The sequence below is a fragment of the Aureivirga marina genome (assembly GCF_015767265.1).
In the GTDB taxonomy this organism is placed as follows: Bacteria; Bacteroidota; Bacteroidia; order Flavobacteriales; family Flavobacteriaceae; genus Aureivirga; species Aureivirga marina.
In genome coordinates, this window is record NZ_JADPIB010000004.1 from 299,631 (window position 1) to 315,090 (window position 15,460).

Below are 15,460 nucleotides of genomic sequence, written 5' to 3' on the forward strand. Positions count from 1 at the left end.
TAGTTAAATTTATAAAAGTGAGAGATTTAGCTAAATCCGTTAAAATGTAGAAGATGGGGAAAAGAAACTGGTTTACAATATTATTTCTTTGTTTTTTTAGTGTTTTTGCACAAGAAAATTATGAACTTCAGACATTCATCGATGCTGCGATGGATTATCATCCTTCTATTTTACAAGCAGAAAATCAGTTACAAGCGAGTGAAAATAAAATTGGTCTTGCAAAAGGGAATGATTATCCAAATGTTTTTGTGGATTTAAATTACCAATTAATAGAACCAAAAAGTGAAATTACACTTCCAGGAGCTGTTCCTTTTTCTGCACAATTATTTCCAACAAATAATTATGATTTTGCTTTAGCTGTTAATTATGATCTTTATGATTTTGGTCGTAATAAAGCGAATATTGACATTGCAAGTTTTGAGAATTTATATGCTAAAGAGAATAAGAATTTAATTAAACAAAGCATTTCTTTTCAAGTTATTAATTTATATTATCAATTGTGTTATTTACGCGAAGCTTTAAAGGTAAATAAAGAACAGCAACAATTGCTTGAAAAAACACAGAAAATTAATAAAATGTTTTATGAACAAGGAGAAGTTACAGATTTAGATTTGATTAATACAGATGCTTCACTTTCGCAAGTTTTAATTCAAGAAGAATCTTTAAAAAAATCCATTTTAGTTTTTAAAACACAATTATTACTTACAACAGGAAAAGAAATTATAGAAGTAAAAAAATTATCGACTCCTTTTATTAAAAAACCAATTACTTATAGAGATACAAGTTTAAAAAATAATATTGAAACACGACTTTCTAAATTACAATCTGAAATTTCATTTAAGGAATTAGAAATTGCAGAAAAAACAGCTTTTCCTGTAATTATGGCGCAAGCAAAAGGAGGATATAAAAATGGTTTGTTGCCAGATATTATGAAATTAAGAGCAAATTATACTGTTGGAGTTGGAGTGCAAATTCCGATTTTTAACGGAAATAAGATTCAGATACAAAAGAAAATTGCACAGAATAATATAGATGCTTCTTTGGCAAGTTTAGATGCAATTACATTAAAAATGAAAGGAGAATTATTAGAATCACAAGAAAATATAAAACAGTTTTTTAGGAAAATACAATTAAGTGAAATAAAGATTTTACAAACAGAAAAAGCAGTAGAAAGAGCATTTTTACAATATGAAAATGGTGAAATTACAAATTTAGATTTGCTTAGAATTGAAGTTCAAATGGCAAATGCTAAACTGCAAAAAATCCAATATTTATTGAATTATACATTGAGTATTTACGCTTATAAAAAAGCACTTGGTCAGACTTTTGAATTGTTGAATTATGAATAGGATTAGAAGAATTAAACATAAAGTAAGTAACAAACACAAAGTAATAATTATCATTTTTATTATTGTTGTGTTGTTGTTTTCTATACGATATATTTATCATGCCATTACGACAACTTCTACGGATAATGCACAAATTCAGAGTCATATTTATCCAATAATTTCAGAAGTTTCTGGGAAAATTGTAGAATTAAATATTGGTGATAATGAAACTGTAAGAAAAGGAGATACTTTATTGATAATTGAACAAACGCAATATATCAATAATGTAAGTAAAGCATTAGCAAATGTAGAAAATGCAAAATTACAAATTGAAGTTGCTGAAAGTAATTTAGAAAAAAGTGGAAAGAATTTAGAAGCTGCAATTGCGAAATTAGAAGAAATTAAAGCACAAAATGAAGCAGTTTATAAAGAGTTTCGAAGAAAACGAAATTTGTTTAAAAATAATGCAATTCCAAAAGCCTCTTTTGATGCAATTTCTGCTAAAAATAAAGCTGCCAAAGCACAAGAAAGAGAACAGGTTGCAATGGTAAAAATTACAGAAATAAGCCATGAAGAATCTGAATTGAATTCGACAATGGCAGAAGCAAATTTTTTAGAAGCAGAAGCAATATTGAGTAATGCAAAATTTGAATTAAAAAATACATATATCATCGCTCCTGAAAATGGAAGAACTCCAAATTTAAAAATTACTATTGGTCAGGTGATTTCTGCTGGACAAATTCTAACGGAATTAGTTGGAGAGAAATTATGGATTATAGCAAACTATAAAGAAACACAAATTAGACATTTAGAAGAAGGAATGGATGCAATTATTGAAATTGATGCATTTCCTAGAAAAGAATTTAAAGCAAAATTAGTCTCTAGAACAAATGCAACTGGAGCAAAATTCGCTTTATTGCCAACAGATAATGCAACAGGGAATTTTGTAAAAATTGTACAAAGAATTCCTGTAAAATTTGAATTTGTAGATGATGAAATATATAAAATTCCAATTGCTTCTGGAATGAGTGTTACTGTAATCGTGGAAAATAAATAATAAAAATTTGGCTTCTGTAGCAAAACATAAATGGATTATAACTTTTACGGTAGTGATGTGTTCAGTAATTGAACTTATTGATATTTCTATTGTAAATGTCGCTTTATATGAAATTATGGGTGGTGTAGGAGCAACTTTAAGCGAAGTCACTTGGGTGATTGCTTCTTATGCTATTGGAAATGTTATTATGATTCCTCTTACAGGCTGGTTTACGGAACAATTTGGAAGAAGACCATATTTTATTACTTCTGTTTTAATTTTTACTCTATGTAGTTTTTTCTGTGGATTTTCAACTTCTTTATGGGAATTGGTAATTTTTCGTTTTTTTCAAGGTTTGGCAGGCGGAGCTTTATTAACCACTTCACAATCTACCTTGGTAGATACATTTCCAAAAGAAGAAATTGGTTTAGCAAATGGAATTTTCGGATTAGGAATTGTAATGGGACCGACTTTAGGTCCAACAATTGGAGGATATTTAGTAGATCATCTTTCTTGGAACTGGATTTTCTTTATCAATGTTCCAATTGGAGTTTTAGCGGTGTTTTTATCTTTTCTATATATTCCAAATCAAAGTGATTTTGATCCAAATAGAAAAAAGAAAAAAATTGATTGGATTAGTTTTTTATTATTAGTTCTTGGTTTGGGTTGTTTACAATTAGTTTTGGAAAAAGGACAACAGGATGATTGGTTTAATTCTGCATTTATTCGAAACTCTGCCATTTTAGCTTTTTTAGGAATTTTAATTTTTACCATAAGACAATTCAAACTAAAAGATCCAGTTGTAGATTTACGAATTCTTCGCTTTAGAAATGTTGGAATAAGTACACTAATGACATTTCTTCTGGGTTTTTGTTTATTTAGTTCTGTTTTAGTGTATCCTGTTTTAGCTGAACAAGCTTTGGGTTACACAGCTACACAAACAGGAATTTTATTAATTCCAGGAGCTTTTGTCGCAGGAATGATGATGCCAATTACAGGACATTTAACCACAAAAATTTCTGTCAAATTGCTAATGTCTGTTGGACTTTTTGTTTTTTTCTTATTTACTTATACGATGTATACAAATATTGCGAGAGAAGTAAATCCACATAGTTTACTTTGGCCTTTGGTGCTTCGAGGAATAGGTTTAGGATTGGTTTTTGTTCCTTTAACCATCATTCCATTACAAGGTTTTAAAGGAAAAGATGTTACACAAGCTGCTGGATTGAGTAATATGGCAAGACAAATTGGAGGTTCTTTTGGAATTGCAATTATTACCAATTATATCATGTCTAGAAGTATTGTTCATGAAGGAGAATTAATTTCACATTTAGATAGAAGTTCTTACAAATTGCAAAATTGGTTAGATACACAAACTTCTTTTTTCTTTCAAAAAGGATATACACTTTTAGATGCAAAACAAAAAGCGACAAAACTTTTACATGAAGAAATGTATTTACATGCAGAATTGCAAAGTTTTATGGACGCATTTATGTATATCGGAATTGGAGCGTTAATTATTATTCCATTTATTTTCTTATTAAAAAAACAGAAAACTTAATAGTTGATACGTAATGATAAAAACTTTAAATAATAACAAAATGAAAAATAATTATTTAAAAATACTTCTTTATTTCTTGGTTATAAATCTAATTTCTTGTTCAAGTGATAATGGAATCGAAGAAATTATAAATCCAGGAAAATTATATTTAAAAAGTGTTTATGAAAATGGAGAATTAAAAAGTTCTTTTACGTATTATACAGATAATCGAGTGAAAGAATGCTATAATTTTGGTGTAACAGCAGAGTTTTATCTTTATGAATATGAAGAAGGAAAAGCAATTGCGTATAAAAATGGAAAAGAAAATTATACAGAAAAAATTGTTGTAACATTTGAAAATTCCAATTTAGTAAAGCAAGAATTATTTATTAAAAATGGAGAAGGAGTTGATGAATTAGAAGAATATATATATTTCAATTTGAATGCTAATGTAAATTGTGGAATAGTAGAATCTACAGTTTATAATCAAGATGATACTGTTTTATATACAACAGAAAATCAATATTTGGATGAAAACTGCTCTCTTATTTCTTATATAACTCAAAATCAAATGACGAATGTACATCAAGAAGTTACGAATGGCGTTTATATAAATCCGTTTTATGATGCTTCTTTTACAAAAGATGTTTTAAAATCAAGTGATAGGAATATAGAAATAGAAAAATTATATGATATTTCAAATGAATTGTCAGATGATTCTTATGAAAGTTCTAATATTGTTATTAATAATCATAATTATGTAATTTCAGAAACTAGAAATTACCATTCAGGAAATTCAGTAAATTTTGTGTTTGAATATTATTAATAAAAAAAACTCCCTCAAATTGAAGGAGTTTTTCTTTATTAATATCTTTCGTTAAAGTAATATTCAATCAAAGTTTCTTCGGCTTTTTTATGTTTTAAAACGTTCTCTTTTTCTGTTGCTTTCCCATGTAAAACTAAATTTTCATTTTTACCATAAAAAAGTGTTGTAGAATCTTTTGTAAATAAATTATTTCCTGCATCAAAATATTCTACATCTGACAGACATAAATTAAAAATAGTTGGAAACATATCTTTGTGTGAACCAAATCTTTCTGTATTTATCGTCAAATTTTCTTTATATTTTTCTGGAATATACATATACAACGGAACTCCCAATTTCTTCAATGGATCATTCAATAAATCATAATTGATAAGGTTTTTCATATTGTGATCTCCAGTTGCAATGACAATTGTATTTTCTGCGTATTTTGATTTTTTTAATTTGTCTAAAAACAATCCTAATTGATGATTTGCATACTGATATGCTTTAAAACAAAGCTTTGTTTCATCTTCAGGTTTATTTACCAAATTTCTAATTTCATTATTTAATTCTAAAGAAAACGGTTGATAATCATCTGGCATTTCATATGGTGTATGATTTGTCATTGTTTGCGCAAAAATGAATTGAGGCACTGATGTTTTTTCTAAATTTAAAAACACATCATCAAAAAGATATTGATCATGAACTCCCCAAGTATCATTTTCTTCTGCATCTTTTACATTTTCTAAAATTCCAGATTTTCCATATGCAACATCAAAATAATTTCTAATTAACATATCATCCAAACTTCTCCAACCAATCGAACCTCCAGAAATATATTTTGTAGTATAATTTGCTTGTTTAAAAGGATAAGCAATGGAAGATTCATAAGTTTTAAATCGCTGCGATGTTGAGGTAATTGGAGGTTGCACCACATTAAAAGCAATACATTCAATACTGTAAATCGTTCCGTTTTGTGCTGGTAAAAAATTCTGAAATAAAATATCTTCTTCTAAATGCTTTTTTAAAGCTCCAGTTAAATTTAAATTTTCATTTTCAAAACTTAAATAATGATTACTCATTCCTTCCATTAAAAAGAAAATCACATTGGGCTTATTCTCTTCAAGAAAAGTGTTTTTTTCCGTTTTATTAAAGAAAATATCTTGTTTTGAAATCTTTGTTGGAATATCTAAATTTTTCTTAGCAGCATAAACTTCTTCTAGAGTTTGATATCCTTTTTGAATTAAAAAATCTTTTTCATCGATTTTAATTCGTTCATCATCTTTTTCTCCAGCTGCTTTCATCAAAGTATAAACTCCATGAAGTGGAATTTTATTGATAAAACTATTTTTAGAAACAGAAGCACTTCTTTCTTGTAAAGGAAATTCTTTAATCGAACCTCTAAATCCAAGAAACACAAAAACAATTAATAAAACAGGAAAAGCATATTGTATTTTTTTTTCATATTCTTTTGTCGTATTAAAATTGTGAAAAATACTTTGTAAAACTTTGTTATTAATTAAAACAAAAATCAGAATTGTCAATAAAATTCGAAGCACAGGATGATCTGTCCACATACTTGTCAAAACCGCAATTGTATCATCTTCTAAAATTCCAAAAGCTAGAAGGTTTAAATGTTCTTGGAAAAAACTATAAAATTGATGATCACAAATCAGAAGAAAAACCAAAACTGGAATAAAAATTCCTAAGTAAATTCGACTGAATTTATCAATGAATTTTTCTCTTTTTTCAAAAGTTACAAATCCAGCAAAACTAAAGAACAAAAGAAGTGGACTTAAAATATAAAGTAACGTTTGTGTGTCGAATAAAAATCCAACTTGAAATGCATGTAAAATATCTAAAAAATTGGTTTTAAATAAACTAAAATCTCCAAATCGAAGTAGAAAAGTGAATCGCATAGCGAAAGTAATTCCAACCAAGAATAAAAAATACTTGGCAAGTTTTAGGGTTGATTTAATAAAAAGATTCATTTTTTATTAATATTAAATTGATTTTTAGGTAATATTAAAATTGTATTTGGAGGGGCAAAATTACTAAAATTTCATAGTAAATATATTTTTTAAGTAAGTTTCTTAAGTTTTATAAAATCGAACTGTGAGAAATAAAAAAATATTGTAGATTCTTCAATTTGAAAATCATCAAGTATATTTGAATTTTAAAAGAAAGTAAATACTATTTTCAAACAAAACTAGAAGACATTATTTCATGAAAAATATTATACAATTATTGATTGTTTTTTGTTCATTAATTGCTTTTGCTCAAGAAGATTATCCATCAAGTCTTGAGGAAATGAAATTGGTTGGAAAAGTAAAATCTGTTAAAGAAAGTAAATATAAAGCAACAGAAAATTTTGGTGTGATTGTCAAGAGAAATTTACTTAAAACAGAATTTTATGTTTTTAATTTTTATGGACAATTAAAAGAAAAAAATGAATTTACTTCTACAGGAGAATTAGAAAAAAAGTACATTTTTGAATTTAATACAAGAGGAAAATGTGTTTCAATGAATCGCTATAATCCGAATGGAAGCTTGTTTGGAAAAATGATTTATCATTATGATGCAACTGATAAAGTGAATATGTACACTGTTGTAGATGAAATTGGAAATATGAAATTTCGAATAGTTTATGTCTACAATAAAAAAGGGATGTTGAAATCAGAAACATTATATAAAAATGATGCAAACGTACTTTCTTTTAAAACATATGAAAATGATGCTTATGGAAATGTTATTGTAGAAAATTATTTTGCAGATAAAAAAGATTTACAATTAGAAAAAACGACCTATGAATATGATAAAAAAGGAAATTTGATTAAAAAAGGAAATTATAAAATCAAAAAAGAGAAAAAGCTTGATAAATTCTATTTAGTGGATCAGATTTCTTATGTATACAAATACGATAAAAACTTCAATTGGACGCAAAAAGTAATTTATAAAAATAATGTTCCACAAGAAATTGTTGAAAGAGAAATTATTTACTTCTAATATTCTGAAAAAATATTTTTAAAATACTTGATAAAATTGTAATTTATAATTCATTGATTTCTAGTTTTTAACTTAAAAATATTTCTCAGTGGATTATATTGATTATTATAAAGTTTTGGGTGTAGATAAAAATGCAACGCAGAAAGATATTAAAAAAGCATACCGAAAACTTGCCAGAAAATTGCATCCAGATTTAAATTCTGATGATGCAGAAGCACAGAAAAAGTTTCAGCAATTAAATGAAGCAAATGAAGTGTTAGGAGATCCTGAAAAAAGAAAGAAATACGATAAATACGGAAAAGATTGGGAACATTCTGATATTTTTGAGGAAGCTCAAAGAAGACAACAGCAAGGACAACAAAGTGGAGGACAACAATATTCACATTTTAGTTCCAATTTTGAAGGTGGCGATTTTTCCGATTTTTTTGAAGCAATGTTCGGTGGAGCTGGAGGCGGAAGAACTCGTGGAAGAGGAGGTTTTCAGCAACAAAATGTAAAATATAAAGGAGAAGATTTTCATGCAACTTTACAATTGACTGACAATGATGTTTATGAGGAACATAAACAAGTTGTGGAAGTAAATGGAAAGAAAATTCGATTTACAATTCCTGCTGGAGTTGAAGATGGACAAATAATTAAAATTTCTGGTCATGGCGGTCCTGGAATGAATGGTGGTCCAAAAGGAGATTTATATATTACTTTTCATATTCTTTCTAATCCGAATTTTAAAAGGGTAGGTTCTGATATTTATATTGATAAAAAAATCGATTTATACACTGCTGTTCTTGGTGGAGAAACGATTGTTAGCACAATTTCAGGGAAAATTAAGCTTAAAGTAAAAGAAGGAACACAAAACAATATGAAAGTTCGTGTTCGTGGAAAAGGTTTTCCAAAATACAAGCAAAAAGGAGTTTTTGGTGATTTATTTGTGACTTTCCAAGTGGAAATTCCAACAAAATTAACTGCCAAAGAAAAAGAATTATTTACAGAACTTTCTAAACAAAAAGTGTCATGACAGAAGATAAGTTAATCACCATAGAAAAGGTTTGTACAATTTATAAAGTAGAACCAGATTTTGTAAATTCTTTAGTTGAATTTGAATTAATCACCATAGTTTCAAAACAAAAAAAGAAATATTTAGACATAGAATCGTTTAGTGATTTAGAAAAAATGATTCGTTTACATAATGATTTAGGAATTAATGTCGCAGGAATTGATGCAATTCTTCACCTCCAAAAAAAACATAAAGAATTACGAGATAAAATTAATCGTCTTGAAGCAAAATTGCGTTTATATGAGTAAATGACGAATGTTCGGTTTTTATTGTAAAAAATCCAATACATTTGCTTTTAAAATAGAGATAAATGCAGAAAAAAATACTTTTGATTTTTACAGTTTTTTTGATTTTAACTAGCTGTAATTCGAAATTAGAGAAAAAGGAATTAATAATTGCTGTTGCTGCAAATATGCAATATGCAATAAAAGAAATTGGAGAAGAATTTTCTAAAGAAACAAATATTCCTTTACAATATACAATCAGTTCTTCTGGAAAATTAACTGCGCAAATTAGTTCTGGAGCTCCTTATGGAATTTTTATTTCTGCAAATCGAAAATATCCTGAAACATTAAAGAAAGAGAATAAAATTATTGGTGATATTCAAAGTTTTGCTTTTGGAAAATTAATTCTTTGGACAAAGTATGAAAAGATTCAACCAAGTTTAGAGATTTTGAAAAATCCGCAAATTCAGAAAATCGCGCTTGCAAATCCAAAAACAGCTCCCTATGGTGAAGCTGCGAAAGAAGTTTTAAAAAAACTGCATTTATTTTCAGAATTAAAAGATAAATTGGTTTATGGAGAAAGTATCGCGCAAACAAATCAATTTATTGATACAAAAGCAGCAACAATTGGATTTACTTCTAATTCTACACTTAAAATTCCAAATAAAAAAGAAATAGGAAATAGTTTCATTATTCCTGAAAATTTATATAAACCAATTGAGCAAACAGTTGTAGTTTTAAAAGGAAATCAAGCAAAAGAGGCAAAACAATTTTACCAATTTTTAAGCTCTAAAAAAGCAAAAGAGATTTTGAAAAAAAATGGTTATAATATTTAAAACAAAAGATGAATAGTTTTCAAGGAAATATAAAAAATATAGAATCAGATGGAAATTTATCGATGTTAGAAATCGAAGTTTCTTCTGTAATTTTCCATGTTTTAATTGTAGATAATTCAACAACTTCAAAAAATATTGTTTTAGGAAAAAAAGTAACTTGTATGTGGAAAGAAACCGAAGTTATTTTAAGTAAAAATCCAATGGAAATTTCACTTGAAAATTGTTTTTCTTGCACGACAAAATCTATAGAAAAAGAAAAACTTCTAAGCAAAGTGATTTTGATTTCTTCTTTTGGAGAAGTTCATGCAATTATTTCTTCAAAAAGTTTAGAAAAAATGAATTTAAAAACAAAAGAATCTGTTTTTGCAATGATAAATTCTAACGAAATAATGTTGTCTTATGATTGATTGGAATCCACTTTTTTTAACGTTTAAATTAGCTTTTGTAACAACGATAATTCTATTTTTCATTGCAATTCCAATTGCTTATTGGTTAGCCTTTTCAAAATCGAAAATAAAACCGATTATAGAAGCAATTATCAGCATGCCATTAGTTTTACCTCCGACAGTTATCGGATTCTATTTATTGCTTGTTTTTAGCCCTACAAATGCATTTAGTTTATGGTTGAAAGAAACATTCCATTTACAATTTGTTTTTTCTTTTGAAGGATTGGTTTTAGGATCGATAATTTATAGCTTTCCGTTTATGGTTCATCCAATTCAATCTGGATTAAAAACAATTCCAAATTCTATCATAGAAGCTTCATATTTATTGAAAAAATCAAAATTACAAACACTTTTTAAAATTCAACTTCCTTTTATAAAAGCATCTTTGTTGACAGGGATTATTTTAACTTTTGCACATACAATTGGGGAATTTGGTGTTGTGTTGATGATTGGAGGAAATATTCCTAAAGAAACGAAAGTTGCCTCAATCATGATTTATGACGAAGTAGAAGCGCTTCAATATGATGTTGCAAATACCTATTCTTTTATTTTATTTGCAATTACTTTTCTGATTTTACTTTTTGTATATCTAATAAATGGAAAATATTTAAATAAAATTGTAGGATGATTCATTTGCAAATAGAGAAAAAATTACAATCTGCTAGTCAAGATATTTTATTGGATATTCAATTGGAAATTCAATCCAAAGATTTTGTGGTTTTATATGGAAAATCTGGTGTGGGGAAAACTTCGATTTTACGAATGATTGCTGGATTACTTTCTCCAGATGAAGGTGAAATTTCTGTGGATAATTCGCAGTGGTATTCGTCAAAACAAAAAATTAATTTAAAACCACAAAAAAGAGAAGTAGGAATGGTTTTTCAAGATTTTGCATTGTTTCCAAATATGACAGTTCTTGAAAACTTGAAATTTGCTTTACCAAAAAGACAGAAAAATTCTATTATTGAAGAATTGGTTTCAATTATGGAAATTGAACCTTTTTTACATAATTATCCATCCACTTTATCTGGAGGGCAAAAACAAAGAGTTGCTTTGGCTAGGGCTTTAGTGCAAAAACCTAAAATTTTACTTTTGGATGAACCACTTTCTGCTTTGGATTTTGAAATGCGAAAAAAATTGCAAGATTATCTTCAAAAACTTCATCAAAAATATGAATTGACAACTATTTTAGTTAGTCATGATGTTTCAGAAATTGTAAAAATGGCAAATAAAATTTTTGTTATTGAAGATGGAAAAGTATTAAAATCAGGAAAACCAATTGAAATTTTTTCAAACTCAAAAATAAGTGGAAAATTTCAGTTTGTTGGAGAAATTTTAAAAGTAGAAGAACAATCTTTTTTACAAATTATCACCATATTAATTGGAAATGAAATTGTTCGTGTAATTTCCGAAAATTCGCAAGAAAAATTTTCTGTGGGAGATACTGTAATGGTTGCAACAAAAGCATTTCATCCTTTGATTAAAAAAATTGGTTAATCACCTTAATTAATTCTGTTGTTTTTTGATTTTATTTGAATTTTAAAAAAGAATATTTTGTAATTTAAATAGAATATAAAAAAACGATATTATGAAGAAAGCAATTTATGTTTTAGTGAGTTCTGTTTTGTTATTTTCTTGTGGAAAAAAAGAGGTTTTTAAACCACATGATTTTGTTGGATCACCAACAGGAACAGAATATTTGGTGGAAGGAATTGATTCGTTACCAAGCTATGATACACACATGAAATTGGAATTAAAAGATTTTACAATTAATCCAAAAACAAAAGATACAGTTACTGCAACTTATGTAATTTCAAATTTAATGTCAGGAATTTTAAATGCTTGGGGACAAAAACAAGTATATGGTGGAGAAATGTTATTAATTTTAGATCATACAAATCCAGACAATCCAACTTTAGATTTAAAGCAAAATGTAAAAGATAATTTAAAACACAATCCTTTATCAAACTATATTCTTTATGGAGGAACTTCTAGTAAAACAGAAGCAGAAGTGTATGATTTCTTTGAAGTGAATAAAAATTTTCCAAATACTTTTTCTATAAAAGATAAAGTTATCGATATGAATTTCACACACCAAGGTTGGATTGAAAAATCAGATTATTTCGGAAATGTTGGAAATTGGAGTTGTATGGCGAAGTTTAAAAAAGATTAATCTTCTTTAAAAAAACGTTTAAAACCAATTCTTTTTAGCATCTTTTTTTCCATATTCCAGAAAAATTGAAACTGCCCAAAAAGTGCTCCAACAAATACAAGTGTAAATTGATAGATTGGGAAAATTAATAAAATTCGGAATGGCCAATAGATAAAAGGATTTGTTTCTCCTCTGTATAATCCAAAGAAATTTGTTACAGGATTTGCAAGTCTAACGGCTAAAGTTCCGTTAACAGCAAATGCACACATAATCAATAAAATTTGCCAATTCGATTTTATACCCCAGCGTTCTTTCAGTTTTTCCATCTCTGTTTTAAATATTTTGCAAATATAAATTTTTACTAAAAAGATTATAAATAAAATTGAAAAAAAATGCGCAAAATTTGATAGATTTTTTGCGTACCTCTGTTTTAGATTTTTAAAATAAAGAAAAAATAGACAGAAAAAAGTGAAAATTTAAGTAAAGTTATTTTAAAAATAAAAGCATTTTTTGGAATAAAATTTTGAACTTAAAGTGTTTAGAAATTTAATTTTAATTGAACTTAAAAACTAATATTTTAAACGTACCTTTGTTTAAAATCAAAATTATGAGTGATAACACAAAAAAAGTAATAACAGTAAATTATAAGTTGTTTAAAGACAACGCTGAAGGAGAATTAATCGAAACTACAGAAGGTAAAAATCCTTTAGTTTTCTTAACTGGAGTTCAACAAATGATTCCTGAGTTTGAGAAAAACGTACAAGATTTAAATGCTGGTGATGAGTTTGCTTTCGGAATTAAATCTGAAAATGCATACGGAACTAGAAGAGACGATGCTGTTATTGAATTAGCAAAAGACATGTTTATGCATGAAGGACAAATTATCGAGCAATTAGTTGTTGGAGCAATTTTACCACTTCAAGATAAAAATGGAAATGTACTTCCTGCAAAAGTAGTTTCAATCAATGATGCTACTGTGACAATGGATTTAAATCACCCATTAGCTGATCAAGATTTATATTTTGTTGGAAAAGTAGAAGAAGTAAGAGAAGCAACTAGTGAAGAATTAGAGCACGGACACGCGCACGGACCAAATACTCCGCAACACTAATTTTTCTAAAAAAATAGTTTTTAAAAAGTGGTTTGAATTAGCTTTAATTTAAACCACTTTTTTTTGTATCATTGAAAAAGGAAAATTTGATGAAAATAAATTGAAAATGAAAAAATACATTGTCTTATTAAGAGGAATCAATGTTGGAGGACACAGAAAGATTGCGATGAAAGATTTGAAAATTCTTCTTGAAGAAAAAGGTTTTAAAGATTGTAAAACCTATATTCAAAGTGGAAATATTATTCTAAATTCTACTGAAAATAAAGAAAATATAAAATATGAAATTCAAAATAGTATTCAAGAAAAATATGATTTTGAAGTGAAAACATTTGTTTTTGAAATTGACGAATGGAATAAACTTATTTCTGAAAATACAGATGAAATTGAAAATGGAAGTAAATACTTTGTTGCTTTTTTAAATAAATTACCATCTAAAACTTCTTTAGAATCTCTTGAAAATATTGAATTTAAAGATGAAACTTGGAAAATTCAGAAAACACAGATTTATTTTGAAACACCAAGCGGAATAGGAAAATCTAAATTGAATAATAATTTCATTGAACAAAAATTAAAAGTAGAAGCAACTACAAGAAACTGGAAAACTATTTTAAAACTTCAAGAATTAAGCGTAAACTAAAAGATGAAATCAATAATTTATTTACCAGGATTAGGTCAAGACGAACAAAATTCTCTGGAAGCTTATGTAAAAAGATACATGGCTTCAATGGAAAAAATTAATGATAATACAAATAAAAAATATTCTGTAGAATATGAAGATTTATCTTATGGTGACGCACATAATTATAATGCAAAAAGAGCTGTTATTTCAGAGTTTTTAGAAGAAACTGGTCATAAAAAAGTGATTGAAATTATCGGATATAATTACAATGAAGAATTGACAGCACATTTCAATAATAAAAAAATATTTGTACAAGCTTTTTTATTATTTAGCACCTTAAGTATTCGTTTTTGGAGATTGATTTCTTCTGTTTTTTCCTTTAGAAGAACAAGTTTATCTTTAGATAAGAAGCTTCAAGTTTTCTTTATGTTAATCATTTTTTCAATGCTTACATTGTTTGGAATTTTAATGATTCCTGCAATTATTGGTGTTGTAATTGAATTGATTCCTAAGATTTTAAATGCTTTTTCAGAAGATACTTTTACTTTACGTTTTTTAGGTGAAGATTCTAAATTTATTGAAGCTTTAAAAAGAGTTTCAGAAATTATTGTTTCCATGACAACCATTATGTTGGTTTTCTTTCCAACAATGCATGAAAAATTAACACAGATGTCAAGTAAATATCTTTGTGTGGATCATTATTTAAGTTATGGGAAAAATAAATTAGAAATCATCGGAAAATTAGAAACTCTAATTAGTAAAGTGGACGAAAATAAAGAAAGTACAACTTTAGAGCTTCATAGTTATAGTTTTGGTTCGATTGTTTTATTGGATCTAATTTTTCCATATAAAAGAGTGCCATTAAAAACAATTCAAAAAAATGTTTCTAAAATCGTTACGATTGGTTGTCCATATGATTTTATTAAACAATATTATCCAAATTATTTTTCAAATAGGAATGAATCTGATGTGATGAAAAATGTCATTTGGCAAAATGTTTTCTGTCAAGCAGACGTTTTTTCTTCTAATTTTAGAACTGATAATAAATGTTTACAACCAAAAGAAGAATTAAAGCCAGCACAATTAGAAAATTTAATTTTTGATTTTAGTATTGTTCCTACAAATTTATTCTTTGATGTTTATGATATTAAAACACTTGGATCTGTTGATAAAATATTTTTTATCGGATTCAGAGCACACGGAACTTTCTGGGGAAGATCTTATGAATCTGTGAGTTGTATTCAAGATTTATTGAGTTATGAAAAATAAGTTCTTTTTATAAAAACTGAATATTTCGTAAATT

General features: G+C 27.0%; 17 protein-coding genes. 15 read left to right on the forward strand and 2 right to left on the reverse strand.

The features are described from left to right. Window positions 1–53: 53 nt before the first annotated feature. The 4 genes from I1A51_RS10360 to I1A51_RS10375 are packed head-to-tail and all read left to right on the forward strand — an operon-like array spanning window position 54 to window position 4,730. The gene (locus I1A51_RS10360) at window positions 54–1,349 is read left to right on the forward strand and encodes a TolC family protein (RefSeq protein ID WP_196893615.1); all 1,296 of its coding nucleotides are present in this window, start codon (window positions 54–56) and stop codon (window positions 1,347–1,349) included. Then, window positions 1,342–2,385 (forward strand): HlyD family secretion protein, encoded by a 1,044-nt coding sequence (locus I1A51_RS10365; RefSeq protein ID WP_196893617.1) that lies wholly within the window; start codon window positions 1,342–1,344, stop codon window positions 2,383–2,385. The genes I1A51_RS10360 and I1A51_RS10365 overlap by 8 nt, the downstream gene beginning before the upstream one ends. Before the next feature lie 7 nt (window positions 2,386–2,392). Continuing rightward, window positions 2,393–3,925 carry a DHA2 family efflux MFS transporter permease subunit gene (locus tag I1A51_RS10370; RefSeq protein ID WP_196893618.1) on the forward strand — a complete coding sequence of 511 codons (1,533 nt, stop codon included), beginning with the start codon at window positions 2,393–2,395 and terminating at the stop codon, window positions 3,923–3,925. 40 nt (window positions 3,926–3,965) lie between these two features. Then, window positions 3,966–4,730, forward strand: coding sequence for a hypothetical protein (locus tag I1A51_RS10375; protein WP_196893620.1), 765 nt, complete (start codon window positions 3,966–3,968; stop codon window positions 4,728–4,730). A gap of 38 nt (window positions 4,731–4,768) precedes the next feature. On the opposite strand, the gene I1A51_RS10380 is transcribed toward I1A51_RS10375, so the two are convergent. Next, window positions 4,769–6,700 (reverse strand): LTA synthase family protein, encoded by a 1,932-nt coding sequence (locus tag I1A51_RS10380; RefSeq protein ID WP_196893622.1) that lies wholly within the window; start codon window positions 6,698–6,700, stop codon window positions 4,769–4,771. A gap of 235 nt (window positions 6,701–6,935) precedes the next feature. On the opposite strand from I1A51_RS10380, the gene I1A51_RS10385 reads away from it, so the two are divergent. The 8 genes from I1A51_RS10385 (at window position 6,936) to I1A51_RS10420 (ending at window position 12,448) form a co-directional block, all read left to right on the forward strand. After that, window positions 6,936–7,715, forward strand: coding sequence for a hypothetical protein (locus I1A51_RS10385; RefSeq protein ID WP_196893624.1), 780 nt, complete (start codon window positions 6,936–6,938; stop codon window positions 7,713–7,715). A gap of 88 nt (window positions 7,716–7,803) precedes the next feature. After that, on the forward strand, window positions 7,804–8,730 hold the full coding sequence (locus I1A51_RS10390) for a DnaJ C-terminal domain-containing protein (protein WP_196893626.1): 927 nt from the start codon (window positions 7,804–7,806) through the stop codon (window positions 8,728–8,730). Next, entirely contained in the window at window positions 8,727–9,017 is a 291-nt protein-coding gene (locus tag I1A51_RS10395; protein WP_196893628.1) for a chaperone modulator CbpM, read from the forward strand. Before I1A51_RS10390 ends, I1A51_RS10395 begins: the two co-directional genes overlap by 4 nt. Window positions 9,018–9,079: 62 nt before the next feature. Continuing rightward, window positions 9,080–9,829: a molybdate ABC transporter substrate-binding protein gene (gene modA / locus I1A51_RS10400; protein WP_196893629.1), complete on the forward strand. Its 750-nt coding sequence runs from the start codon at window positions 9,080–9,082 to the stop codon at window positions 9,827–9,829. Between the two features lie 8 nt (window positions 9,830–9,837). Then, window positions 9,838–10,236, forward strand: coding sequence for a TOBE domain-containing protein (locus tag I1A51_RS10405; protein ID WP_196893631.1), 399 nt, complete (start codon window positions 9,838–9,840; stop codon window positions 10,234–10,236). Further along, window positions 10,229–10,903 carry a molybdate ABC transporter permease subunit gene (gene modB, locus I1A51_RS10410; RefSeq protein WP_196893639.1) on the forward strand — a complete coding sequence of 225 codons (675 nt, stop codon included), beginning with the start codon at window positions 10,229–10,231 and terminating at the stop codon, window positions 10,901–10,903. Before I1A51_RS10405 ends, modB begins: the two co-directional genes overlap by 8 nt. Continuing rightward, window positions 10,900–11,772 carry an ABC transporter ATP-binding protein gene (locus I1A51_RS10415; protein ID WP_196893641.1) on the forward strand — a complete coding sequence of 291 codons (873 nt, stop codon included), beginning with the start codon at window positions 10,900–10,902 and terminating at the stop codon, window positions 11,770–11,772. The genes modB and I1A51_RS10415 overlap by 4 nt, the downstream gene beginning before the upstream one ends. A gap of 91 nt (window positions 11,773–11,863) precedes the next feature. Beyond that, a complete protein-coding gene (locus tag I1A51_RS10420) occupies window positions 11,864–12,448 on the forward strand; it encodes a hypothetical protein (RefSeq protein ID WP_196893643.1) in 585 nt (194 codons plus the stop codon). On the opposite strand, the gene I1A51_RS10425 is transcribed toward I1A51_RS10420, so the two are convergent. Continuing rightward, the gene (locus tag I1A51_RS10425) at window positions 12,445–12,753 is read right to left on the reverse strand and encodes a DUF6787 family protein (RefSeq protein ID WP_196893645.1); all 309 of its coding nucleotides are present in this window, start codon (window positions 12,751–12,753) and stop codon (window positions 12,445–12,447) included. The two genes, I1A51_RS10420 and I1A51_RS10425, sit on opposite strands and share 4 nt — an antisense overlap. Window positions 12,754–13,034: 281 nt before the next feature. On the opposite strand from I1A51_RS10425, the gene I1A51_RS10430 reads away from it, so the two are divergent. The 3 genes from I1A51_RS10430 to I1A51_RS10440 all read left to right on the forward strand — a co-directional run bounded on the left by I1A51_RS10430 (window position 13,035) and on the right by I1A51_RS10440 (window position 15,426). Next, entirely contained in the window at window positions 13,035–13,538 is a 504-nt protein-coding gene (locus tag I1A51_RS10430) for an FKBP-type peptidyl-prolyl cis-trans isomerase (protein ID WP_196893647.1), read from the forward strand. 106 nt (window positions 13,539–13,644) lie between these two features. Next, the gene (locus I1A51_RS10435; RefSeq protein WP_196893649.1) at window positions 13,645–14,175 is read left to right on the forward strand and encodes a DUF1697 domain-containing protein; all 531 of its coding nucleotides are present in this window, start codon (window positions 13,645–13,647) and stop codon (window positions 14,173–14,175) included. Between the two features lie 3 nt (window positions 14,176–14,178). Continuing rightward, window positions 14,179–15,426 carry a hypothetical protein gene (locus I1A51_RS10440; protein ID WP_196893651.1) on the forward strand — a complete coding sequence of 416 codons (1,248 nt, stop codon included), beginning with the start codon at window positions 14,179–14,181 and terminating at the stop codon, window positions 15,424–15,426. Window positions 15,427–15,460: the final 34 nt, after the last annotated feature.